17 protein-coding genes are annotated in these 23685 nt (G+C 70.2%); 12 read left to right on the top strand and 5 right to left on the bottom strand.

Features of this window, described 5'->3' with window-relative positions:
- Positions 1 to 112: 112 nt before the first annotated feature.
- Positions 113 to 3070 carry a hypothetical protein gene (locus tag STRTUCAR8_RS09805; protein WP_006375442.1) on the bottom strand — a complete coding sequence of 986 codons (2958 nt, stop codon included), beginning with the start codon at positions 3068 to 3070 and terminating at the stop codon, positions 113 to 115.
- The gene (locus STRTUCAR8_RS09800; protein ID WP_006375436.1) at positions 3067 to 4920 is read right to left on the bottom strand and encodes an HSP90 family protein; all 1854 of its coding nucleotides are present in this window, start codon (positions 4918 to 4920) and stop codon (positions 3067 to 3069) included. Before STRTUCAR8_RS09800 ends, STRTUCAR8_RS09805 begins: the two co-directional genes overlap by 4 nt.
- Positions 4921 to 5093: 173 nt before the next feature.
- On the opposite strand from STRTUCAR8_RS09800, the gene STRTUCAR8_RS09795 reads away from it, so the two are divergent.
- The 8 genes from STRTUCAR8_RS09795 to mutM all read left to right on the top strand — a co-directional run bounded on the left by STRTUCAR8_RS09795 (position 5094) and on the right by mutM (position 13573).
- The gene (locus STRTUCAR8_RS09795; protein ID WP_006375434.1) at positions 5094 to 8345 is read left to right on the top strand and encodes a helicase-related protein; all 3252 of its coding nucleotides are present in this window, start codon (positions 5094 to 5096) and stop codon (positions 8343 to 8345) included.
- Between the two features lie 148 nt (positions 8346 to 8493).
- Positions 8494 to 9078 (top strand): 16S rRNA (guanine(966)-N(2))-methyltransferase RsmD, encoded by a 585-nt coding sequence (gene rsmD / locus STRTUCAR8_RS09790; RefSeq protein WP_006375427.1) that lies wholly within the window; start codon positions 8494 to 8496, stop codon positions 9076 to 9078.
- A 26-nt stretch (positions 9079 to 9104) separates the two neighbouring features.
- Positions 9105 to 9584, top strand: a complete 480-nt coding sequence (gene coaD / locus STRTUCAR8_RS09785; RefSeq protein WP_006375441.1) for a pantetheine-phosphate adenylyltransferase — start codon at positions 9105 to 9107, stop codon at positions 9582 to 9584.
- A gap of 102 nt (positions 9585 to 9686) precedes the next feature.
- Entirely contained in the window at positions 9687 to 10772 is a 1086-nt protein-coding gene (locus tag STRTUCAR8_RS09780; RefSeq protein ID WP_006375440.1) for an ATP synthase subunit B family protein, read from the top strand.
- Between the two features lie 129 nt (positions 10773 to 10901).
- Entirely contained in the window at positions 10902 to 11552 is a 651-nt protein-coding gene (locus STRTUCAR8_RS09775) for a YceD family protein (RefSeq protein WP_006375433.1), read from the top strand.
- A 2-nt stretch (positions 11553 to 11554) separates the two neighbouring features.
- On the top strand, positions 11555 to 11728 hold the full coding sequence (gene rpmF / locus STRTUCAR8_RS09770) for a 50S ribosomal protein L32 (RefSeq protein ID WP_030753522.1): 174 nt from the start codon (positions 11555 to 11557) through the stop codon (positions 11726 to 11728).
- Positions 11729 to 11747: 19 nt separating this feature from the next.
- Positions 11748 to 12590, top strand: a complete 843-nt coding sequence (gene rnc / locus STRTUCAR8_RS09765) for a ribonuclease III (protein ID WP_006375435.1) — start codon at positions 11748 to 11750, stop codon at positions 12588 to 12590.
- A gap of 122 nt (positions 12591 to 12712) precedes the next feature.
- A complete protein-coding gene (gene mutM / locus STRTUCAR8_RS09760; RefSeq protein ID WP_006375429.1) occupies positions 12713 to 13573 on the top strand; it encodes a bifunctional DNA-formamidopyrimidine glycosylase/DNA-(apurinic or apyrimidinic site) lyase in 861 nt (286 codons plus the stop codon).
- Between the two features lie 13 nt (positions 13574 to 13586).
- On the opposite strand, the gene STRTUCAR8_RS09755 is transcribed toward mutM, so the two are convergent.
- Entirely contained in the window at positions 13587 to 13979 is a 393-nt protein-coding gene (locus STRTUCAR8_RS09755) for a winged helix-turn-helix transcriptional regulator (protein ID WP_006375437.1), read from the bottom strand.
- 103 nt (positions 13980 to 14082) lie between these two features.
- Positions 14083 to 15237: a CAP domain-containing protein gene (locus STRTUCAR8_RS09750; protein ID WP_044471939.1), complete on the bottom strand. Its 1155-nt coding sequence runs from the start codon at positions 15235 to 15237 to the stop codon at positions 14083 to 14085.
- Between the two features lie 142 nt (positions 15238 to 15379).
- On the opposite strand from STRTUCAR8_RS09750, the gene STRTUCAR8_RS09745 reads away from it, so the two are divergent.
- The 4 genes from STRTUCAR8_RS09745 to STRTUCAR8_RS09730 all read left to right on the top strand — a co-directional run bounded on the left by STRTUCAR8_RS09745 (position 15380) and on the right by STRTUCAR8_RS09730 (position 22484).
- On the top strand, positions 15380 to 15661 hold the full coding sequence (locus tag STRTUCAR8_RS09745) for an acylphosphatase (protein WP_006375439.1): 282 nt from the start codon (positions 15380 to 15382) through the stop codon (positions 15659 to 15661).
- 391 nt (positions 15662 to 16052) lie between these two features.
- Positions 16053 to 16256 carry a hypothetical protein gene (locus STRTUCAR8_RS09740; protein WP_006375438.1) on the top strand — a complete coding sequence of 68 codons (204 nt, stop codon included), beginning with the start codon at positions 16053 to 16055 and terminating at the stop codon, positions 16254 to 16256.
- Between the two features lie 305 nt (positions 16257 to 16561).
- Positions 16562 to 20878 carry an AAA family ATPase gene (locus tag STRTUCAR8_RS09735; RefSeq protein ID WP_006375431.1) on the top strand — a complete coding sequence of 1439 codons (4317 nt, stop codon included), beginning with the start codon at positions 16562 to 16564 and terminating at the stop codon, positions 20876 to 20878.
- Between the two features lie 187 nt (positions 20879 to 21065).
- Positions 21066 to 22484 carry a sugar porter family MFS transporter gene (locus STRTUCAR8_RS09730; RefSeq protein ID WP_006375428.1) on the top strand — a complete coding sequence of 473 codons (1419 nt, stop codon included), beginning with the start codon at positions 21066 to 21068 and terminating at the stop codon, positions 22482 to 22484.
- Between the two features lie 125 nt (positions 22485 to 22609).
- Here STRTUCAR8_RS09730 and STRTUCAR8_RS09725 read toward each other — a convergent pair whose 3' ends face one another.
- Positions 22610 to 23581, bottom strand: coding sequence for an LLM class flavin-dependent oxidoreductase (locus STRTUCAR8_RS09725; RefSeq protein ID WP_006375432.1), 972 nt, complete (start codon positions 23579 to 23581; stop codon positions 22610 to 22612).
- Positions 23582 to 23685 lie beyond the last annotated feature (104 nt).

The following is a 23685-nucleotide window of genomic DNA, read 5'->3' as shown; positions in this document are numbered from 1 at the left end:
CCCAGACCCCCCTGCCGGCCCTGAAGGGGCCTTGTCCTCAATCGCCGGACGGGCTGGAAATGCGGGCCTGCGCTGAAAGGGTGCTGCCCTGGCTCGAAGGGTGCTGCCCGGGCTATTCGGTTTCCTGTTCCTCCATGAGCTGCAGCATCTGTTCCGCCTCGGCTCGCCGGGCCTGTACCGTCTCGGCGTCCTCTTCCTCGGCGGAGTCGGGGTGGGCCTTCTCGTACGCGGTCAGTACCCCACGCGCGCGGGCCGCCGCCTCCGACGGGCGGCTCAGGTCCGCCTCCAGCCAGCCGGCGGCCAGTTCGGCGCCGGTGCGGCCGTGCAGGCCCTCCTCGCCGAGGGACGAGAACACGGCGATCGCCCTCGTCATCTGGGCCAGTGCCTCCTCGAACGCGGCCTCGATCGCGCCGTCCTCGGCGTCCTCGGCTGCGGAGCGACCCAGCAGGTCGCCGAACTGGCGGTGGGTGTGGGCGAGTTCGGCGCCCAGCCGCTCACGGGACTCCAGGTCCTCCGCCTCGGACAGGGCCTGCGCGCACTCCCGCACCGCGTCCGCCATCCGTTGCCGGGCCCCGCCGAGCCCCGCCTCCATGCGCAGCGCCAGCCACGCGCGGGCGCGCAGCGCACGCACCAGGCCGTGCACGTTGCCGAGCGAGCGCCACAGTTCGCCGGCGCGTTCGTAGGCCTGGTCCGCCTCGGCGGGCAGCCCGGCCTGGCCGAGTGACTCGGCGGCGAGGTGGGCGAGCGTCGCGTGGTCCTGCTGCTCGGGCCAGTGCCGGGCGATCTCCGCGGCCTTCAGCCGGCGTTCGGCGGACTCCCGGTGCTCGCCCAGTTCGCCAAGACAGTCGCCGAGCCACCAGAGTGTCTGTACGACCGCGCCGTCACCGTGCGTCTCGCTGCTGAGGTCGGGCAGCGCCGACTCCAGTACCTCGGCCGCCTCCGCCCACCGGCCCTGCCGCAGCAGGAAACCGCCGAGCAGATGCCGGGCCCAGGCACCCAGGGTCGGTCCCTCACCCGCCTCGTCGGCCCAGTGCGCGGCCTCCAGGGCGCGGTCCGCCGCCTCGGAGACCTCGTCGCGCGCCCCGAGGATCTCGGCGAGCTGCAGGTTCAACTGGGCCTGGCCCGCCGCCTCCAGATACGCCCCGCCGTGCTCCAGGGCCCCGCGCAGCGCCCGCTCGGCCCCGGCGATGTCGCCCAGGTGATGGGCGAGACCGGCCAGCCGGGCCTCGTACTCCACCGCGAACCACGGCAGCCCCGCCGCGACGAACGCGTCCGTGGCCCACGCGAACAGTTCCGCCGCCCCCGCGAGGTCCCCGGTGCGCGTCGCCAGTTCCCCGAGCATGGCCTGTGCCTCGGCGCCGCGTGAGGCGAGCCGCACATCGTCCCCGGCGTGCCCGTCGACGAGCGCGAGGAGCTCCCGTACGGCGTTCTCGGCGGCGGCCAGGGCCTGGTCGGTGCCGTCCTCCTCGACCTGCCGCATGAGGATGCGGGCGCGTCCCATCAGGACGGCCGCGGCCTGCCGTACGCCGGTGCTCTCGTCGGAGTAGAGCGCGAGGACCTGCTCGTACGGCTCGGAGACGGCGTCCAGGGCCGCGTCGAGGTCGCCGTCGAGGGCGCGTGCGTACGCGGCACGGGCGCGGGCGGCCAGGGCTTCGCCGGGGTCGCCCGCCTCGGCGTACAGGTCGGCGGCCCGCTCGAAGAGCGCGATGCCCTCAGGACCGCCCTCCATGGCCCTGTGGTCGACGATCTCCGCCCGGTCGGCCGTCGGTAGGTCCACACCCTCGGCGGCCCGCCAGACGGCCGCCCACGCCTCCATCGCGTGCGGAAGCAGGGCGTGGGACATCCGGCGCGCGTCGGCGAGCAGCGCGGGCAGATCGTCCGGGGCGGCCGCCTTCTCCGCCGCGTCCGGGGACATCACCGACTCGGCGGGAGCCTTGCGGGGAGCCGGAACGCCCCTCGCCGCGCGGACACCCAGCGGCAGGCGGTCCACCAGGGGAGCCTGGTCCATGCGCGCGCGGATGTCGTCACCCACGGACGACGTGCCGTTGCGCAGATCGAAACGCGCCGACAGGGAAAGGGCCTCCGCGCGCGCGTGGACGGCGAGTTCACCTGCGGTCCAGGCACGCCCGGCCGGTCCGGGCACCGACTGGGTGCCCATGCCGAGGCCGGTGAGCCGGTCCATGAGGAGGGTCACGGCGGCCAGGAAGTCCATCCGGCTGCGCGGCTGCCCGGAGTCCGTGAAATACGCGGGGCGCTCCGCGAGCAGCTCCAGCGCGCGTGCCTCGTTGCCGGTCAGCGCGCAGAACTCGACGTGGTCCGCGTACGCGGCCCGCATGCTCTCCATGGGCCGCACCAGCCGGAAGCCCCGCAGGTGATGCGCGCGGGCCTCGTCCAGCCGGCCCAGACGCAGCAGTGGGCCCAGGGAGGACGCCAGGACGGTGTGCGGTTCGTGGGCGCAGGTGAACTCGCCCTCCAGGACCGGCCGCCACAGGTCGAGCGCCTCGGCGTCCGCGCCCCGCTCGGTCTGCCACCAGCCCTGGCTGTGCAGTTCGCAGGCGTGGCAGTCGGCCATGCTGTCGCGGTCGGCGGCCAGCCAGGCGGCGTACGCCCGTTCGGCCCGCGGCAGGTCACCGACATGCGCGGCCACACTGAACTCGGCGCTCCGCACGGCCCGTTCGGAGTGGCCGGCGAGCCGGTAGCGGTGCTCCATCTCGCCGAGCCACTTCTCGATGGAGGCCAGCGGAATGTGCGGCTGGTCCAGCATGCCCGTGGTCATCCACTTGAAGACCCAGTGCAGCGTGTGGACCTCGTACTCGTCGAAGTCCTCGGGCCGCTCGTCCCACATGCGCAGCAGACGCGCGAAGGGGACGAACATCCTGTCCTTCTCGGAGCTGTAGTTGTAGGCCTTCAGCTGGTGCCCCAGCGCCTCGATCACGGCGAGCGGGATGTTCAGCCTCTCGGCCTCGACCAGCAGCTCCTCCGCGCGCGCGTTTCGGGCCGGCCCCTCGGGCTGCTCCGAGTTCAGCGCCATGGCCTCCCGGAGGGCGTCGAAGTCCTTGATCTCGCTCATCGCCGGCCGTCCTCCGTGGGCTCCGTGGGATCGCTGTGGGTGGCCCACTCCAGGAGGCCGATGAACGCACGGTTCAGCAGCGCGGAGTCCGCGGGCCGCAGCGGGCGCTGCGCCATGAGCAGAGCCTGTCCGTACAGGGACTCCGTGGCGGTGCCGATCAGTTCCCGGTCCTCCAGCGAACTGATCCGCCGGATCAGCGGGTTGAGGTGGTTGAGCACCAGCCGCGCGCGCGGGGCACTGCCCCGCAGCGAGCCGAGGATGCCGGCCCACAGGTCGTCGGCCTGCTCCTCGGCCTCCGCGCGCGCCTGTTCGTGCCGGGCCGCCCGGTCGTCCAGGTGCAGCGCGGGCACCGACAGCGGGTGGAAGGCGCGCAGGACGACATCGCACCCCAGGGGGTCGAGTCTGGCGCGCGCGGCCCCCAGGAACGCCGCCAGGGCCAGCTCCTCGGCCGGGTCGACCGAGTCCAGGTGCGCGGTCACGGTGTCGGCGTCCAGCTCGGCGACCACGGACCCCGGGCGCACCGAAGGCAACGCCTCGATCAGCTCACTGTCGTACGTGTAGCCGCCGTTGACGACACCGACGCCCTGCGCGGACGCGATCGGCGCGACCTGCCGGTACTCCTCGACGGTGCGCGTGAAGTGGATCACCGGGTGCCTCTGCGCGAACTCCTCCAGCGACAGCTGCCCGTCGGTCGTCTCGAAGGGGAGCCACGGCAGCATCGTGCGCAGCATCTCCTTGTCGTGCCTGGCCAGGGACTTGACCCCCAGATGGTGCACCGACAGGAACGCGGCCAGCCGCTCGGGGTCCCCGGCGGCGAGCCCGGTCAGCCAGGAGCGAATCCTTTCGCCCAGCGCTTCCCGTACGGCGGCCAGCGTCTCGTCCTCGTACAGCGACTCGCGGGAGGCCGTCGGCCGCAGACTGTCGGTGTCGAGCACGCACCGCACGAAGAACGCCCAGTCGGGCAGCAGCTGTTCGGCCCGCTCGGTGAGCAGCATGCCCTTCAGATGCACCCGGTGACTCGCGCGCTGCGCCGGACTCACGGAGGACGGCAGGACGTACGCCACCCCGCGGATCCCGGCGAGCGGCACGTCCAGGTCGATCGAGTCCAGCGGTGTGAACCCGAACAGGTCGTGACAGTGCCGCTGAAGGGCCACCCTTCGGGTGGCGGGCGACGGATACGGACGGTTCCAGGGCGCCGGCAGATCGGTGACCGCCTCGTCGCCCACCCGCACGTCGTACGGCAGCAGCGACCCGAAGTCCCGCGCCAGCGCCAGCACACGCGCCTCGGTGAGCCACTCGCCGGCCCCGGGCCGCGCCACCAGGTGCACGGTGGTGCCCGGTTCCGGCCGGGCCTCGTCGGGCAGCGTCCGCACGGTGTACGAACCGTCGTCCGCCGCCGTCCACTCCACGGGCGGCGCGTCCGGCGTACGGGCGCTGCGGCTGACCACCCTGATCCGCTCGGCCACGACGAAACAGGCGAGCAGCCCGATGCCGAACTGGCCGAGGAACTCCGAACGCGCTTCCTGGATGCCGCCAGGGTCCGCCCGCTTGGAACTGCGGCCGATGGTCGCGAGCAGGTTGTGGACGTCCGCCTCGGTGAGACCGACCCCGGAGTCCTCGACCCGCAGGGTGCCGCCCTCCGCGTACAGCCGCACCCGCGCAGGGGCGTCGGGCTGCTCGGCGCGCCGGGCGGTGATCGCGTCCACGGCGTTCTGCAGCAGCTCGCGCAGATAGACCCTGGGGCTGGAGTAGAGGTGATGGGAGAGCAGGTCCACGAGGCCGCGCAGGTCGACCTGGAACGTATGCGGGGACTGGGGTGCCTGGGATGACTGTGAGGTCTGGGAGTCCATCGTCGCAGCGCCGGAGGGGGGACCAGGTTCTGGCGACGGCGCGGGGTCGGGCGGTCCCGGTGAGGCGGTGACCGCGGGGGATGGCCGGTGGCGCGCCATCCTAGGCCCCGAACGAGCCGTCTGACCAGCGGATTCCGAGTACGTATACGGCAATGTCAGTGGTGTGGTGTGCAATGGATCTCGTGCCCGCACTGGAAGAACCCCTGAAACAACAGCTGAAGTCAGTGCTCGGCCCCGCCACCGCGAAGGTGATGGCCGAGCACCTCGGCCTGCACACCGTCGGCGACCTCCTGCACCACTATCCGCGCAGGTACGAGGAGCGGGGCCAGCTCACCCACCTGGCCGACCTCCCCATGGACGAGCACGTGACCGTGGTCGCCCAGGTGGCCGACGCCCGCCTGCACACCTTCGCGTCCTCCAAAGCCCCCCGGGGCAAGGGCCAGCGACTGGAAGTCACCATCACGGACGGCAGCGGCCGGATCCAACTGGTCTTCTTCGGCCACGGAGTCCACAAACCCCACAAGGAACTCGTCCCCGGCACCCGCGCCCTGTTCGCCGGCAAGGTCTCGGTCTTCAACCGCCGCCTCCAGCTGGCCCATCCGGCGTACGAGTTGCTGCGCGGCGACACCGACGAGGCGGCGGAGGCCGTCGACTCCTGGGCGGGCGCCCTGATCCCGATGTACCCGGCCACCGCGAAGCTGGAGTCCTGGAAGATCGCCAAGTCGGTGCAGACGGTCCTGCTCAGCGCCCAGGACGCCGTCGACCCGCTGCCCCCCTCCCTTCGGGAGGGCAGGGGCCTGGCCACCCTCCCCGAGGCCCTTCTGAAGATCCACCGCCCGCACACCAAGGCCGACATCGAGGAGGCGCGTACCCGCCTCAAGTGGGACGAGGCGTTCGTCCTCCAGGTCGCCCTGGCCCGCCGCCGTCACGCGGACGCCCAACTCCCGGCGGTGCCCCGCAAACCGTCCCCGGACGGCATCCTCACCGCCTTCGACGCGAAGCTCCCCTTCACCCTCACGGAGGGCCAGCAGAAGGTCTCCAAGGAGATCTTCGACGACCTGGCGGCGGAACACCCCATGCACCGGCTGCTCCAGGGGGAGGTGGGCTCGGGCAAGGCTCAGCCCCTCGACTCGCTTGTCCTCACGCCTGCTGGTTTCCGCCGTATGGGAGACCTGAGGGTTGGTGACGAGATCGTCGTGCCTGACGGAGAGATCGCGCTGATCGACGGCGTCTTTCCGCAAGGCGAGCGTGATGTCTGGCGTCTGGTCCTTTCGGACGGCAGCTCCGTCGAGTGCGACGACGAGCATCTCTGGATCGTCGGCACGAGCTGCGGGTGGCACCGAGGCCAGGCGCCCAAGGTCATGACGGCTCGAGAGATTCGGCTGGATACGTTCAAGGCCGACGGAACGTCGAAGTGGTACCTCCCAGCAGCCACCCCGGTAGATCTCGGAGACGACTGCGGGCTACCGCTCGATCCCTACCTGTTCGGTCTTCTTCTGGGAGACGGCTCGTTCCGGCACAACCTGCGACTGTCCACGGTCGATGCCGAGATCCGTGATGCAGTGGCGACCGCCGTGGCACCGGACTGTCGGCTGGTTCCAGTGAGCGGTTCCCGCTGCGACTACACGATCCAACTGACCCGCCGCGCGGGCGGCGTGCGCAATCCAGTGATTCAGGCCGTGCGGGACCTGAACCTTTGGGGCGCGACGTCGCATGCCAAGTTTGTTCCCGACGAGTTCAAGAACACGTCGATCAAAAACCGTCTCGCTGTGCTCCAGGGGCTTATGGACACGGACGGCACAGTCGACAAGGGAGGTCTCAGCATCTCGTTCTGTTCGGCCTCGCGGAGGCTCGCGGAGGATGTCGCGTGGCTGGTCCGGTCTCTTGGCGGCCGGGCGCGAATCCTGCCTGAGCGGGCGGCGTTCAACGTCTTCGTGTCCCTGCCCGACATGTACGCGCCGTTCAGACTGAGGCGAAAGGCCGATCGGGTAAGTCCCCGGCCGAAATGCAACACGTTCCGACGGGGAATTCGGGCGGTGGAGCACGTGGGACGCAAACCCGTCCAGTGCATCAGCGTTGCGCACCGTAGCCACGCCTATGTCACAGACAATTTCACAGTGACCCACAACACGATGGTGGCCCTCCGGGCCATGCTCGCCGTGGTCGACGCGGGCGGGCAGGCCGCGATGCTCGCGCCCACCGAGGTGCTCGCCCAGCAGCACCACCGGTCGATCACCGAGATGATGGGCGAGTTGGCGCAGGGCGGGATGCTCGGCGGCGCCGACAAGGCCACCAAGGTGGTGCTCCTGACCGGCTCCATGGGCACCGCGGCCCGCCGCCAGGCGTTGCTGGACCTCGTCACCGGGGAAGCGGGGCTCGTCATCGGCACGCACGCGCTGATCGAGGACAAGGTCCAGTTCCACGACCTCGGCCTGGTGGTGGTGGACGAACAGCACCGCTTCGGCGTCGAACAGCGCGACGCCCTGCGCGGCAAGGGCAAACAGCCCCCGCACCTCCTGGTGATGACCGCCACGCCCATTCCGCGCACGGTCGCCATGACCGTCTTCGGCGACCTGGAGACGTCGGTCCTGGACCAGCTCCCCGCCGGCCGTTCCCCGATCGCCAGCCATGTCGTCCCGGCGGCCGACAAGCCTCACTTCCTGGCCCGCGCCTGGGAACGCGTGCGCGAGGAGGTGGGCAACGGCCATCAGGCCTATGTGGTCTGCCCACGGATCGGCGACGACGCCGACGAACCCGCCGACCCGAAGAAGGCCGGGAAGAAGAAGTCCGCCGAGGACGAGGCCGAGAAGCGTCCGCCGCTCGCCGTCGTGGAGGTGGCCGAGCAGCTCACCCGGGGCCCGCTCCAGGGGCTGAAGGTCGAGATCCTGCACGGCCGTATGCACCCCGACGACAAGGACGCCGTGATGCGCCGCTTCGCCGCCGGGGAGACGGACGTCCTCGTGGCCACCACGGTCATCGAGGTCGGTGTCAACGTGCCCAACGCGACAGCGATGGTGATCATGGACGCAGACCGCTTCGGCGTCTCCCAGCTCCACCAGCTCCGGGGCCGCGTCGGCCGGGGCTCGGCCGCCGGCCTCTGTCTCCTGGTCAGCGAGATGCCCGAGGCGAGCCCCGCCCGCCAGCGCCTCAACTCCGTCGCCGCCACCCTCGACGGCTTCGAACTGTCCCGCATCGACCTCGAACAACGCCGCGAGGGCGACGTCCTGGGCCAGGCACAGTCCGGCGCCCGCACCTCCCTGCGGATGCTCACCGTCATCGACGACGAGGAGACCATCGCGGAGGCGAGGGAGGAGGCGTCGGCGGTGGTCGCCGCAGACCCCGAGCTGAACCACCTACCGGGCCTTCGCACAGCCCTGGACGCCCTACTGGACGAGGAGAGGGAGCAGTACCTGGACAAGGGGTGAGGCAATACACCCCGGGCCCCTCCAGGGGCGCGCGGAACTGCGCGACCAGCCCCCACGCACCCGCTGTCGCCGACAACACACGCACCCCCCACCCCCGCCTGCGAAACTGGATCCGCAATCACCACACGGAAACGGACAAGGACCCCAGATGACCCGCGTGATCGCCGGCACAGCCGGCGGACGCCGCCTAGCCGTCCCGCCGGGAACAGGCACGCGCCCCACCTCCGACCGCGCCCGCGAGGGCCTCTTCTCCACCTGGCAGGCCCTCCTCGGCGGCCCCCTGGAAGGTGAACGCGTCCTCGACCTGTACGCCGGCTCGGGTGCCGTGGGCCTGGAGGCGCTCAGTCGCGGTGCCGGGCACACCCTCCTCGTGGAGGCCGACGCCCGCGCCGCCCGTATCGTCCGCGAGAACGTGAAGGCGCTCGGGCTGCCCGGCGCCGAGGTCAGGGCGGCCAAGGCGGAACAGGTTGTTCAGACGCCGTCCACACAGCCGTACGACATCGTCTTCATCGACCCGCCGTACGCCGTCGAGAACGACGATCTTCGGGAGATTCTGCTCACACTCCGGGCCGGGGGCTGGCTCGCGGCCGAAGCCCTCGTCACCGTGGAGCGCAGCACCAGAGGCGGTCAGTTCCCTTGGCCGGACGGCTTCGAAGCGCTCCGGTCCCGTCGCTACGGCGAGGGAACGTTTTGGTACGGTCGCGCCGCCTCTACGTGCGATGACGCACGATGACCGGACCGGAGAGCGAGGGATCACTAGTGCGCCGCGCCGTCTGTCCCGGGTCGTTCGACCCGATCACCAACGGACACCTCGACATCATTTCCCGCGCCTCCCGTCTGTACGACGAGGTCTATGTCGCGGTCATGATCAACAAGTCCAAGAAGGGCCTCTTCGAGGTCGACGAACGGATCGACCTGATCCGCCAGGTCACCGCCGAGTTCGGAAACGTCCGGGTCGAGTCCTTCCACGGCCTCCTCGTCGACTTCTGCAAGCAGCGCGACATCCCGGCCATCGTCAAGGGCCTGCGCGCGGTCAGCGACTTCGACTACGAACTCCAGATGGCCCAGATGAACAACGGGTTGTCCGGCGTCGAGACGCTCTTCGTACCGACCAATCCCACCTACAGCTTCCTGTCCTCCTCGCTCGTCAAGGAGGTCGCCGCCTGGGGCGGGGACGTCTCCCACCTCGTGCCGCCACTGGTCCTGGAAGCCCTCGACGGCCGCCTCAAGAAGGACTGACGAGGCACTGACATACCGTCACTCGGTGTCGGGCGGGTCGGCAGGAGTCGTACAGTCGACCCGTCCGTCTTCATCACAGCTGTAGAGAGTGGCGAGCACACGGTGGACGTGCAGAAGAAGCTCGACGAGATCGTCTCCGCGGTCTCCAGTGCCCGGTCGATGCCCATGTCGGCCTCGTGCGTGGTCAACCGCGCCGAGCTGCTCGCGATGCTGGAAGAGGTGCGCGCGGCCCTGCCCGGCTCCCTCGCGCAGGCGCAGGAGCTGATCGGCGACCGGGAACAGCTGGTCGACCAGGCCCGCCAGGAGGCCGACCGGATCATCCGGACCGCGCACGAGGAGCGCGGCTCGCTGATCTCCGACACGGAGGTCGCCCGCCGCTCCCAGAGCGAGGCCGACCGCATCCTCACGGAGGCCCGCAAGGAGGCCGAGGACGTCCGCGCCGAGGCCGACGACTACGTCGACTCGAAGCTCGCCAACTTCGAGGTCGTCCTCACCAAGACCCTCGGCTCCGTCGGCCGTGGCCGCGAGAAACTGCTCGGCACCGGCCCCGGCCTCGACGACCAGGGATACGAGGACGAGGACGCCCCCGAGCGCAGCCACGACCCCGAGACCCTGCGTGTCAACGCCGACAAGTACGTCGACGTGAAGCTCGGCGCCTTCGAGGCCGTCCTCGCCAAGACCCTGGAGGCCGTCGGCCGCGGCCGGCAGACCCTGCACGGCCGCATCGCCAGCGACGACCTCGGTGCCCTCGGCCAGGACGACGACGGCACCTCCAGGCAGCACACCAGCGACGCCGACTTCCTGGCCGGCCTCGCCGTGGTCCCGGACGCCCCCGGCGAACAGCCCCGCGCGGCGGAGATCCCGGCCCAGCAGCAGTACGGCCAGCAGCAGGACCAGTACGGCTACCAGCAGCCCGCCGACCCCTACGGCGGCTACCAGCAGGCGTACGCCCAGCAGCAGGACCAGTACGGCTACCAGACGGCCGACCCCTACGCCTACCAGGCGTACGACGGCTCACAGGCCGCCTACGACCCCGCTCAGGACCCGCAGGGCCAGCAAGGTCAGCAGGGGTATGTCCAGCAGGAACAGCAGCAGTCGTACGCTCTCGACGAGACCAGCCTCTTCGACACCGGCATGATCAGCGCCGAGCAGCTGCGCGCCTACGAACAGGGGCGCGGCGGGCAGTAAGTGCCCGCGCGGGGACCGGATTGGGCCGTGGGCGGAAGGTCCAGTATCCTGGCTCTTCGGTCGCATGTACCTCTGCGATCACCGCTGCCCGGAAGACGAGCAGCTGAGCATCGAAGATCGAAAGCAGGAATGGCTCTGAACGCCCGCCTCGACCACCGCAACCCTCTTGTGTTCGACACACACGAGCTGGGGCGGCGTCCTGGCGCGCTGCAGCGCCTTACCCGTGAGATCGACGCTCCCGCGGATCTTGGGATCGCGGGAGTCATCGGAGTGCCGGAAGGCGCGCCGGTGGGGCTCGAACTCCGTCTGGAGTCCGTCATGGAAGGTGTGCTTGTCACAGGCACCGCCCGTGCACGGGCCAAGGGGGAGTGCGTAAGGTGTCTGGAGCCGCTCGAGCAGGAGCTCACAGCGGACTTCCAGGAGATGTTCTCGTACCCTGACGCCGACGACCGGGGCCGCGTAAAGGCGGAGCCGGCCGACGACGCCGAGGACGACGAGGACACGCTCTTCATCGAGGACGGCTTGTTCGACCTCGAAGCCGTGCTGCGTGATGCGGTGGTGCTCGCACTGCCGATGCAGCCGGTGTGCCAGGACGACTGCCCCGGCCTGTGCTCCGAGTGCGGAGCCCGGCTGGCTGACGACCCGGACCACCACCACGATGCCGTCGACATCCGTTGGGCGGCACTGCAGGGACTCGCAGGTTCACTCGAACCCGGCGAGAAGGACGAGATCAGCGGCGCCGAAGCGCAAGCGGGCGTCGACGAGAAGCAGGAGAAGTAGCCGTGGCTGTTCCGAAGCGGAAGATGTCGCGCAGCAACACGCGCCACCGCCGGTCGCAGTGGAAGGCTGCGGTCCCCACCCTGGTTGCGTGCGAGCGTTGCCAGGAGCCCAAGCTGCAGCACATCGCGTGCCCGTCTTGCGGCACTTACAACAAGCGCCAGGTCCTCGAGGTCTGAGCGGCCGGTGAGAGGCTTCATGTCTGACGCCCAGGCGGACTCGTCCGCCAAGAAGAAGGCGGACACGGCCTCGTCCCACACGCTTCTGGAAGGGCGGCTCGGCTACCAGCTTGAGTCCGCCCTTCTGGTGCGTGCGTTGACCCACCGTTCGTACGCGTACGAGAACGGCGGTCTGCCCACCAACGAGCGGCTGGAGTTCCTCGGGGACTCCGTGCTCGGCCTGGTGGTCACGGACACGCTGTACCGGACCCACCCCGACCTCCCAGAAGGCCAGTTGGCCAAGCTGCGGGCCGCGGTGGTCAACTCTCGTGCGCTCGCGGAGGTGGGCCGCGGGCTCGAACTCGGCTCCTTCATCCGGCTCGGCCGGGGTGAAGAGGGCACGGGCGGGCGGGACAAGGCGTCCATCCTCGCCGACACCCTCGAAGCGGTGATCGGCGCTGTCTATCTCGACCAGGGTCTCGACGCGGCGGGCGAACTCGTCCACCGTCTCTTCGACCCGCTGATCGAGAAGTCCTCGAACCTCGGTGCCGGCCTGGACTGGAAGACCAGTCTCCAGGAGCTCACCGCGACCGAAGGGCTCGGTGTACCCGAGTACCTGGTCACGGAGACCGGCCCGGACCACGAGAAGACCTTCACTGCTGCCGCCCGCGTCGGAGGCGTCTCGTACGGCACCGGCACCGGCCGCAGCAAGAAGGAGGCGGAGCAGCAGGCCGCGGAATCGGCCTGGCGTTCCATCCGCGCGGATGCGGACGAACGTGCGAAGGCCGCTGCCGCGGAGGCTGTGGCCGAGGTCGCAGCCGAGGCTGCGGTGTCTGTGCCTGTCGAGGACGACGCTGAGGCGTCCTCCTCCACGTCTGCCTAGTTTGCGTGCACCAGTGCTGTCCCCTGCGGGACGGCGCTGGTGTTTTTTCGGTTGTTCTTCGGCCGCGGGTTCGTTGTGGCTTGTCGCGCAGTTCCCCGCGCCCCTAAAAGCAGGGGGTTTCCGTGCCCGAGTTGCCTGAAGTCGAGGTCGTACGGCGGGGGCTTGAGCGCTGGGTGGCTCGCCGCACCGTCGCTGATGCCGAGGTGTTGCATCCTCGGGCCGTGCGGCGGCATGTCGCCGGTCCGGACGACTTCGCGCATCGACTCAAAGGGCATCGCATCGGTACACCCAGTCGGCGGGGGAAGTATCTGTGGCTGCCGTTGGAGGACACCGGGCAGTCGGTGCTCGCGCATCTCGGGATGAGCGGTCAGCTGCTGGTGCAGCCGCACGACGCCGCCGACGAGAAGCATCTGCGGATTCGCGTCCGGTTCGCCGACGACCTGGCGACCGAGCTGCGCTTCGTCGACCAACGCACCTTCGGCGGACTGTCGTTGCACGACAACACCCCCGACGGGCTGCCCGACGTCATCGCCCACATCGCGCGTGACCCCCTCGACCCGCTGTTCGACGACGAGGCCTTCCATCAGGCGCTGCGCCGGAAGCGTACGACCATCAAACGGGCCCTGCTCGACCAGTCGTTGATCAGCGGCGTGGGCAACATCTACGCGGACGAGGCCCTTTGGCGCTCCCGGGTCCACTACGAACGTCCGACCGTTGGCTTCACCCGCCCGCGCACGGCCGAACTCCTGGGCCACGTACGGGATGTGATGAACGCGGCGCTGGCCGTGGGCGGCACGAGTTTCGACAGTCTGTACGTCAACGTCAATGGCGAATCGGGGTACTTCGACCGCTCACTCGACGCGTACGGACGTGAGAGGCTGCCCTGCAGACGCTGTGCGACGCCGATGCGCCGCCGGCCCTGGATGAACCGGTCCAGCTACTTCTGCCCGCAGTGCCAGCGGGCGCCGCGCCTTTCGCCGTAGTCGAGCGCGGGCGCTAGGCGCGAGGGGCGCGTGTCTCGTCGTACCTCTGGCGTGCCGCCAGTACGGAGTCCATGCGGCCCTCCACGAAGTGGATCAGCTCCAGCAGACGTTCGGCGACCTCGTGGCCCAGGGGGGTCAGCTCGTAGTCCACGCGGGGCGGGTTCGTCGGCTGGGCCTCGCGGTGGACCAGGCCGTCACGCTCCAGGCCCTGGAGGGTCTGGGACAGCATTTTCTCACTCACGCCGTCGACGCGGCGGCGCAGCTCGTTGAATCGGAGCGACCCCTCCTGCAGGGCGCCGAGGGTGAGCGCGCCCCAGCGGCCCGTGACGTGCTCCAGCGTGCCGCGCGACGGGCAGGCCTTGGCGAACACGTCGTAGGGGAGGGTCTCCTCCGTGGTGTTCCTCATGACCCCAGGGTACGCGAGCGCAGCGCTGACCTGAAGATTGCGCTAACTACTAGTTAGTGCAAGCGCTCGGTGCGATCTTCAGGTCAGCAGGTGATGCCGCCGGTCAGTACCCGAAGTCCTGGGTCCACCAGGGGCCGCCCGAGCCGAAGTGCACACCCACGCCCAGCGTCTTGAAGTCGCAGTTCAGTATGTTCGCCTTGTGGCCGGGGCTGTTCATCCAGGCCTCCATCACCGCGGCGGCGTCGGCCTGGCCCCGGGCGATGTTCTCGCCGCCGAGGCTGGTGATGCCGGCCTTGTCCGCCCGGTCCCAGGGCGAGAGGCCGTCGGGGTCGGTGTGGTCGAAGAAGTCCCGGGCGGCCATGTCCTCGCTGAACGTCTCCGCCAGGTCCCGCAGCGCACTGTTCGCGGACACCGCGCTGCAGCCCACCTTCGCCCGCTCCTCGTTGACGAGCTGGAGCACCTCCGCCTCGGCGGCGGCCTGTGCGGACACCGTGACGGGGGCGGAGGACTGCTGCCTCGCCTTTTCCGACTTCGTCGGAGTGGGCGCCGGAGTCGTCTTCGGTGCCTCGCTGGGAGTGACCGCGGACTTCTTCGGCGGGGCCTTGGGCTTCGGGGTCGTGGGCGCGGTCGACTGGGAGGGGGACACGGACGGGGAGGGCGAGGTCGTGTCGCGGTCCGCGTCGCGGCTCGTCGACGTACCGCTGTCGCGGTCCTCGTCGGCGTTGCCGGACGCACCGCCCTGCTGGGTCTCGGCGTTCGTCGGGGTGTCCGCGGCCTGCACCTTGTCGCCGCTGCTGCCACCACCGATCGTGTACTTGTCACCACCGGGCAGCACGCCCGTGGCGACGGCGACCGTCCCCAGGGCGACCGCGGCTGACACACCCAGCAGGCCCGTACGGACGGACATGGACGACCGCTTCTTGCGGCGTCGACGGTTACCACCGGTGCCGGGCCCGTCGAAGGGGCCGCCGGTCGCCGCCGAGTGGGCACCGGTGTCGTCCGGCGCGAAGAGGTAGGCGTCACTCGTCGCGTAGGCGTCGGAGTGCGCCTCCGGGTGCAGGTACGGAGCGATCCCCACGGTGGTGGGCGCGTCCTCCCACAGCGTGCTGTAGGCGGTGTGAGGCGTGTGAGGGACCGGGGCGTCGTACGGTCCGTGGCCGGATCCGTAACCGTCCGTGTCCGAATCGTATGGTTCCGTGACCCCCGTGGCGCGACCTGTGGCGGCGCGGCCGGCGGCGGAGCGTCGGTGCCGTCCCATGTTGTGGCCTTCCTCGTCCTTGCGGTCAGGGTTACTCACTCGAACGAGTGAGTTTCATATGAGATTCGTTGGGTGGGGACGGTACCCCATGGCGCAAGTGGAGGAAGTGCTCAGAGAGACATTGGCCCGTTAGCGTGCATCCATGAACGAGGATGTACGACTGGTCGCCTGGGTGCGCGGACGTGTGCAGGGCGTGGGTTTCCGCTGGTTCACGCGGGCGAGGGCCCTGGAGATCGGCGGCCTGAGTGGTTTTGCTCTCAATCTGGACGACGGACGTGTGCAAGTGGTCGCGGAGGGCACTCGACAGGGCTGCGAGGGACTGCTCGACTGGCTGCGCGGAGACGACACGCCCGGCCGCGTGGACGGCGTCACCGAGATCTGGGACACACCTCGCCGGATCTACGACGGCTTCGCCATCCGCTGAGGCGGTTCTGTAAAGGGGCCCAGGCCGCGACCCGTGGACATGCCACACGCACCTGTCCACAGCAGAAACTGGCTGGTGGTTGCCAAGAAGCGCAGGTCGTGGCAGGCTCCGCGGAAAACGCTTGCCGCCACGCCCTCGGGTCCCGTCAGAGCCGCAGCGCCGCCCGTGAGAGGCCGCGCGCTCCGGGCCGCCCGCCAATACAGGGCGTGATCGTGTTGACCGTCAAACTTTTTGGTGAGACGCTGAAAGCCCCGCGCACCTTAGCTGTTTGGCATGTAAGAACGGCAGTAAAAACCTGAGCAAGAACTCCAGAGTGCCAAGCATCGCGGGTGCGATTCCCTCACGACCCACACCGCTTCGGTCGGTCACTCAGTGTGGAGGACCATCCATCATGGCAAAGGCGCTTCTCGGTTACGTCGGCGGCTCTGACCCGCGACTCCTCGCCGAGATGCGACGGCTCCAGCAGCGCGTACAGGACCTGGAATCCGAACTCGGACGCATCCAGGCGGAAAACGACGAGCTGACGGCTGCCGCTTCTCACGACTCGCTTCTCGAGAGCATCGACGCACGCCAGGCGGAGCCCGCGCTCACCTGATCACTGCATCGTCACGCACTGCATCAGCACTGCGCACCGCAACACGGCGACCCCGTGGTTGAACTGCCCGTGTCAACCGCTGAGCTGTCGGAGTTTGGCCAGAGTATTGCAAGGGACGCTTCGGCGTCCCTTCTTTATTCCCCCGTGCTTCCCGGCGCGCTGTCCCGATGGTCAAGAGTGGTCCTTCCACAGGTTCTCCACTCTCTTTAACGTCTGATGTGCCCTGCACGTTCATCGGTGAAACCGCCGGGGGGTATCCAGGGGTTCATCGTGTGACATAACGGCGGAAGGTAGAGTCCAGCGGCGTGCACCTCAAGGCCCTGACCCTCCGCGGGTTCAAGTCGTTCGCCTCGGCGACCACACTGCGCTTCGAGCCGGGCATCACGTGTGTCGTGGGCCCGAACGGCTCGGGCAAGTCCAATGTCGTGGACGCCCTCAGCTGGGTCATGGGCGAGCAGGGCGCCAAGTCACTGCGCGGCGGCAAGATGGAGGACGTCATCTTCGCCGGCACCACCGGGCGCCCGCCGCTCGGCCGCGCCGAGGTCTCTCTCACCATCGACAACTCCGACGGCGCGCTGCCCATCGAGTACGCCGAGGTCACCATCACGCGGATCATGTTCCGCAACGGCGGCAGCGAGTACCAGATCAACGGCGACACCTGCCGGCTGCTCGACATCCAGGACCTGCTGTCCGACTCCGGTATCGGCCGCGAGATGCACGTCATCGTCGGCCAGGGCCAGTTGGACTCCGTACTGCACGCCGATCCGATGGGCCGCCGCGCCTTCATCGAGGAGGCGGCCGGCGTGCTGAAGCACCGCAAGCGCAAGGAGAAGGCGCTGCGCAAGCTGGACGCGATGAAGGCCAACCTCGCCCGCGTCCAGGACCTCACCGACGAACTGCGGCGCCAGTTGAAGCCGCTGGGGCGGCAGGCGGCGGTCGCCCGCCGGGCCGCGGTCATCCAGGCGGATCTGCGCGACGCCCGCCTCCGGCTCCTCGCCGACGATCTCGTACGGCTGCGGGGAGCGCTCCGGACGGAGGTCGCGGACGAGGCAGCGCTCAGGGAACGCAAGGAGGCGACCGAGGCCGAGCTGAGGAAGGCCCTCCAGCGCGAGGCGCTCCTGGAGGACGAGGTACGGCAGCTCACGCCACGCCTCCAGCGCGCTCAGCAGACCTGGTACGACCTCTCCCAGCTCGCCGAACGGGTGCGCGGCACCGTCTCCCTGGCCGACGCGCGGGTGAAGAGTGCCACCTCCGCCCCCGACGAGGAGCGGCGCGGACGTGAGCCCGAGGACATGGAGCGCGAGGCCGCGCGTATCCGTGAGCAGGAGGCCGAGCTGGAGGCGGCTCTGGAGGCGGCCGAACACGCGTTGGAGGACACGGTCGAGCACCGGGCCGAGCTGGAGCGCGAACTCGCGGTCGAGGAACGGCGCCTGAAGGACGTGGCCCGCGCGATCGCCGACCGCCGCGAGGGCCTGGCCCGGCTGAACGGCCAGGTCAACGCCGCACGATCGCGCGCGGCCGGCGCCCAGGCCGAGATCGGCCGCCTCGCCGCCGCCCGCGACGAGGCGCAGGAACGGGCGGTCGCGGCCCAGGAGGAGTACGAGACGCTGCAGGCCGAGGTCGACGGCCTCGACGCGGGGGACGCGGAACTGGCGGAGCGGCACGACACCGCGAAGGCCGCCCTCGCCGACGCGGAAGCGGCCCTCACCGCGGCCCGCGAGGCGGTCACGGCGGCGGAACGCCGGCGCGCCGCCACCCAGGCCCGCCACGAGGCCCTGGCCCTGGGCCTGCGCCGCAAGGACGGCACGGGCGCGCTGCTGGCCGCCCGGGACCGGCTCACCGGCCTGCTCGGCCCGGCGGCGGAGCTGCTGACGGTCACCCCGGGCCACGAGGTCGCCGTGGCCGCGGCCTTCGGCGCGGCCGCGAACGCCGTCGCGGTGACGACCCCAGCCTCCGCGGCAGCCGCGATCCGCCTGCTGCGCAAGCAGGACGGGGGACGCGCTTCGCTGCTGCTGGCGGGAGCACCGGAGCAGGCGGAGGCCCCCGCAGAGCCGGGGGCCGGGCTACGGTGGCCGGGTGGTTCGGCGGGGCTACGGGCCGAAGGGGACGCCGGCGCGGTGGACCGGGAGGACGTCGGTGGGTGGTCCGGCGTCGGGGCGGGCGTCGACTCGGGGGCTGCGGGCGGCTCGTCGGAGGCGGGACAGGGACGGGGCGGCGCGCTGGAGGTGTCGGACGCGGGAGCGCGTGGTTCGGCGAGCACCGCGGATGCCGTAGGGCGGTCGGGCGGTGCGTCGAGCGGAGGTTCGCTCGGCGGCGGTCGGTCGGCCGGGCATGGGCCGGAGGCTCTCGCTGGTGATGGACGGGGGACGGCGGGGGAGGCAACGGCCGGGGCGGGGCAGTGGCCGTCTGCGTCCGCGTACTCAGGCGCCGTGGGCGTGCGGGGTGCCGATGGCTCGGGCGAGTCCGGCTCGGGGTCTGGAGAGCCGGGCGCGGGGGCTGCCCGAGGTGACGAGGCCGGGGCGGCTGGTGGTACCGGCTCCAGCGGTGTCCGCGATGCCGAGGCTGTCGACGGCCAGGGTTCCGCGCCCGGCGATCGTGCTGTGAGCGAGGGGCGTGCCCTGAGCGGGGGCGTGCTCGGTGTCGATGGCTCGGGCGAGCCCGGTTCAGGGCCCGGAGGCCCGGGCGGAGGGGTCGCCCTCGGCGACGAGTCCGGCGTGGCCGTGGGTAGCGTCTCCGACGACGCCCGCGATGCCGGTGCCGGCCACGGGCAGGGTTCGGTGCCCGGTGATCGTACGGTGACCGAGAGGCGCGCCTCGGACGGGCCGCCCCTTGCCGCCGACCTGGTCCGGGGTCCCGCCGAACTCATGCCCGCCGTACGGAGGTTGCTGCGCGGGATCGTGGTCGTCGGGACGCTCGAAGACGCCGAGGAACTGGTCTACTCGCGGCCGGAGTTGACCGCGGTGACCGCCGAAGGGGACCTGCTGGGCGCCCACTTCGCGCACGGTGGGTCCGCCGGGGCGCCGAGTCTCCTGGAAGTGCAGGCCTCCGTCGACGAGGCCGCTGCCGAGCTCGGTGAACTGGCCGTGCGGTGCGAGGAGTTGGCCGGGGTCCAGCGGCTCGCGGGGGAGCGGCGCAAGGAGTGTGCCGCGTTCGTCGAGGAGTTGGGGGAGCGGCGGCGGGCCGCCGACCGGGAGAAGTCGGCCGTCGCCCAGCAGCTCGGGCGGCTCGCCGGACAGGCCAGGGGCGCCGCCGGAGAGGCCGAGAGGTCCACCGCGGCCGCGGCGCGCGCGCAGGAAGCGCTCGACAAGGCCGTACAGGATGCCGAGGAGCTGGCGGAACGGCTCGCTGTCGCCGAGGAGATGCCCGTCGAGGAGGAGCCCGGCACCGGAGTCCGGGACAGGCTCGCCGCCGATGGCGCCAACGCGCGGCAGACGGAGATGGAGGCGCGGCTCCAGGTCCGTACACACGAGGAGCGGGTCAAGGGGCTGGCCGGACGGGCCGACTCGCTCGACCGGGCCGCACGTGCCGAACGGGAGGCACGCGCGCGTGCCGAGCAGCGCAGGGCGAGGCTCCGGCACGAGGCGGCCGTCGCCGAAGCCGTCGGTTCCGGCGCCCGGCAACTGCTCGCGCACGTCGAGGTCTCACTCGCCCGGGCCGATCAGGAACGCACCGCGGCCGACGCCGCCAAGGCCCGGCGTGAGCAGGAACTGACCGCTGCTCGCGCCGCCGGACGTGACTTCAAGGCCGAACTCGACAAGTTGACGGATTCAATGCACCGCGGTGAGGTACTCGGCGCCGAGAAGCGGCTGCGGATCGAGCAGCTGGAGACCAAGGCGCTGGAGGAACTCGGTGTGGAACCGGAGGGGTTGGTGGCCGAGTACGGCCCGCATCAACTGGTGCCGCCCTCGCCCCCCGCCGAGGGCGAGGAGCTGCCCGAGGATCCGGAGCATCCGCGCAACCAGCCGAAGCAGTTCCACCGCGCCGAGCAGGAGAAGCGGCTCAAGGCGACCGAACGGGCCTACCAGCAGCTGGGCAAGGTCAACCCGCTGGCGCTGGAGGAGTTCGCGGCGCTGGAGGAACGGCACAAGTTCCTCAGCGAGCAGCTCGAGGATCTGAAGAAGACCCGCACTGATCTGCTTCAAGTCGTGAAGGAGGTCGACGAGCGTGTCGAACAGGTCTTCACCGAGGCGTACCGGGACACGGCGGTGCAGTTCGAGGGCGTCTTCAGCCGGCTGTTCCCCGGAGGCGAGGGGCGGCTGATCCTGACCGACCCCGACAACATGCTCACCACCGGCGTGGACGTGGAGGCCCGGCCGCCGGGCAAGAAGGTCAAGCGGCTGTCCCTGCTGTCGGGCGGCGAGCGCTCGCTGACCGCGGTCGCGCTGCTCGTGTCGATCTTCAAGGCGCGTCCCAGCCCCTTCTATGTGATGGACGAGGTCGAGGCGGCGCTCGACGACACCAACCTCCAGCGGCTGATCCGGATCATGCAGGAGCTCCAGGAGGCCTCGCAGCTGATCGTGATCACGCATCAGAAGCGCACGATGGAGGTCGCCGACTCGCTGTACGGCGTCTCCATGCAGGGCGACGGCGTGTCGAAGGTGATTTCACAACGGCTTCGCTAACCCCTGCTTCTATCCTTCAAAACTTGAAGATAACGCCCCGGCTTGTGCCTTCTTTCTCACAGCAATCGGGCTTTCGACTTCGAAACTTGAAGACATAGTCTCGGTACCGTCGTTTTTACCTTCAGGTACCACCTACCTGAGAGGGTCCCCCACCCGGCGGCGTTGCCGGTGGCCCGAGGAGTTGTACGTGACCAGCACTGAGCAGGAACCCAAGTCAGGAGCCGGAGCGGCTCATCCCGAGCATCTCGGACACGTCATCTTCATCGCGGCGGCGGCCGCGATGGGCGGTTTCCTCTTTGGCTACGACAGTGCCGTGATCAACGGCGCCGTCGAGGCGATCCGGAGCCGTTACGACGTCGGCTCCGCGGCCCTGGCGCAGGTCATCGCCATCGCGTTGATCGGCTGCGCCATCGGCGCCGCCACCGCGGGACGCATGGCCGACCGCATCGGCCGTATCCGCTGCATGCAGATCTCCGCGGTGCTCTTCACCATCAGCGCCGTCGGCTCCGCGCTGCCCTTCGCGCTGTACGACCTGGCCTTCTGGCGGATCGTCGGCGGCTTCGCCATCGGTATGGCCTCCGTCATCGGCCCCGCCTACATCGCCGAGGTCGCTCCGGCCGCGTACCGGGGACGGCTCGGTTCCTTCCAGCAGGCCGCGATCGTCGTCGGCATCGCCGTCTCGCAGCTGGTCAACTGGGGCATCCTGAACGCGGCGGGCGGCGACCAGCGCGGCGAGCTGCTGGGCGTCGAGGCCTGGCAGGTCATGCTCGGTGTGATGGTCGTACCGGCGGTGCTCTACGGGCTGCTGTCCTTCGCGATCCCCGAGTCGCCTCGCTTCCTCATCTCCGTCGGCCGGGACGAGCGCGCCCGTGAGGTGCTGCGTGAGGTCGAGGGCGACAGTGTCGATCTGGACGGCCGGGTCGCCGAGATCGAGCGGGCGATGAAGAGGGAGCACCAGTCGGTCTTCAAGGACCTGCTCGGCGGCACCTTCTTCTTCAAGCCGATCGTCTGGATCGGTATCGGGCTCTCGGTCTTCCAGCAGTTCGTCGGTATCAACGTCGCGTTCTACTACTCCTCGACGCTCTGGCAGTCGGTCGGCGTCGACCCGACGGACTCGTTCCTCTACTCGTTCACCACGTCGATCATCAACATCGTCGGCACCGTGATCGCCATGATCTTCGTCGACCGGATCGGCCGCCGGCCGCTCGCGCTCATCGGTTCCGTCGGCATGGTCATCGGGCTCGCCCTGGAGGCCTGGGCCTTCTCCTACGATCTCGTCGACGGCAAGCTGCCCGCCACGCAGGGCTGGGTCGCCCTGGTCGCCGCCCATGTGTTCGTGCTCTTCTTCGCCCTGTCCTGGGGTGTCGTCGTCTGGGTCTTCCTCGGCGAGATGTTCCCGAACAGGCTCCGCGCCGCCGCCCTCGGTGTGGCCGCCGCCGCCCAGTGGATCGCCAACTGGGCCATCACCGCGAGCTTCCCGTCCCTGGCCGACTGGAACCTCTCCGCCACCTACGTGATCTACACGGTCTTCGCGGTGCTCTCGATTCCGTTCGTGCTCCGGTTCGTCAAGGAGACGAAGGGCAAGACGCTGGAGGAGATGGGCTAGACCCGTCACCCCCGCACGACTCGGGGAGACGGGCCAAGTCCCCGCTGCCCTTCTCCCCGTATCAGCCGCCGCTCCCGGCTCGGCCTCTGCCCGAGCCGGGAGCGGCTTTTCGGCAGCCAGGTGCGTCAGCCCGCCAGCTCCGGCAGCACCCGCTCGCCGAACAGCCGCAGGCTCCGCCACCCCTCCTCCACCGGCATCCCGCCCGACAGCGGATGCAGCACGTAGTTGTCCAGCCCCTGTGCCACACACTCCTCGGGCGTCAGCATCCGGTACACGCCCTCGGCACGCAGCTCCTCGACCGTCGTGGCCGCCGACTTCACGGCGGACCGGATGTCGCCGGACTGCCAGGAGGCGTACGTCCGGGCCTCGTGCAGGAAGTGCCGGCCGTGCTCGGCCCACGCCCGGTCCGGGTCCTCGGCGATGTGCAGCAACGGGGTCTCGGCGGCCGGCATCATCGTCCAGCCCTCGGTGCCGTACTCGACGAGCCGCTCCTTGTAGTAGGCCTCCAGCTCGGGCAGATGCGCGCTGGGGAACAGGGGAAGCCCGAGACGGGCCGCCCGCCTGGCCGCCGCCTTCGACGAGCCGCCCACCAGGAGAAGCGGATGCGGGTCGCTGCACGGGCGCGGAGTGACCCGTACCGTACGGCCCCGGTAGGTGAACTCCTCCCCGGTCCAGGCCTTCAGGAGTGTCTCCAGCAGCTCGTCCTGGAGCTTGCCGCGCCGCTTCCAGTCGGCGCCGAAACAGGCGTACTCCTCGGGCCGGTACCCGATCCCGGCGACCGTGACCAGCCGTCCGCCGCTCAGCAGATCGAGTACGGCGATGTCCTCCGCGAGCCTCAGGGGGTCGTGCAGCGGGCCGATCACCGCCGACACCGTCACCGCGATCCGCCGCGTGGCCCCGAACACGGCCCCCGCGAAGGCGAACGGCGAGGGCAGCCAGTTGTTGGCGACGCCGTGGTGCTCCTCGGTCTGGACGGTGGTGATGCCGTGGGCGTCGGCGTACGCGGCCATCTCGATCGCGGCCTGGTAGCGGGCGCGGAGCTCGGCGGGGGTGGCATCGGGGGCGACCAGGTTGAAACGTACGACGGTGACGGGCATGGGACCGATCCCCTTCGTCGGCGGTGTGGAGGGGACGGTAACTGACGGATCGTCAGGTGGCCAGGGTGTGGTCGTGCAGGGCGCTGGTCGTAACCAGCGGGGAG

The organism is Streptomyces turgidiscabies Car8 (genome assembly GCF_000331005.1).
GTDB classification, from domain to species: domain Bacteria; phylum Actinomycetota; class Actinomycetes; order Streptomycetales; family Streptomycetaceae; genus Streptomyces; species Streptomyces turgidiscabies.
The sequence above is the reverse complement of the archived record's forward strand: the minus strand, read 5'-3'. Positions and strand labels throughout refer to the sequence as shown.

Bases quoted from the DNA above. Each gene is read 5' to 3' on its own strand.
- rsmD (WP_006375427.1), top strand. From the start codon at position 8,494: ATGACCCGCGTGATCGCCGGCACAGCCGGCGGACGCCGCCTAGCCGTC.
- STRTUCAR8_RS09805 (WP_006375442.1), bottom strand. From the start codon at position 3,070: ATGAGCGAGATCAAGGACTTCGACGCCCTCCGGGAGGCCATGGCGCTG.
- STRTUCAR8_RS09800 (WP_006375436.1), bottom strand. From the start codon at position 4,920: ATGGACTCCCAGACCTCACAGTCATCCCAGGCACCCCAGTCCCCGCAT.
- STRTUCAR8_RS09740 (WP_006375438.1), top strand. From the start codon at position 16,053: ATGGCAAAGGCGCTTCTCGGTTACGTCGGCGGCTCTGACCCGCGACTC.
- STRTUCAR8_RS09775 (WP_006375433.1), top strand. From the start codon at position 10,902: ATGGCTCTGAACGCCCGCCTCGACCACCGCAACCCTCTTGTGTTCGAC.
- STRTUCAR8_RS09795 (WP_006375434.1), top strand. From the start codon at position 5,094: ATGGATCTCGTGCCCGCACTGGAAGAACCCCTGAAACAACAGCTGAAG.
- STRTUCAR8_RS09750 (WP_044471939.1), bottom strand. From the start codon at position 15,237: ATGGGACGGCACCGACGCTCCGCCGCCGGCCGCGCCGCCACAGGTCGC.
- rnc (WP_006375435.1), top strand. From the start codon at position 11,748: ATGTCTGACGCCCAGGCGGACTCGTCCGCCAAGAAGAAGGCGGACACG.
- STRTUCAR8_RS09725 (WP_006375432.1), bottom strand. From the start codon at position 23,581: ATGCCCGTCACCGTCGTACGTTTCAACCTGGTCGCCCCCGATGCCACC.
- STRTUCAR8_RS09755 (WP_006375437.1), bottom strand. From the start codon at position 13,979: ATGAGGAACACCACGGAGGAGACCCTCCCCTACGACGTGTTCGCCAAG.
- STRTUCAR8_RS09745 (WP_006375439.1), top strand. From the start codon at position 15,380: ATGAACGAGGATGTACGACTGGTCGCCTGGGTGCGCGGACGTGTGCAG.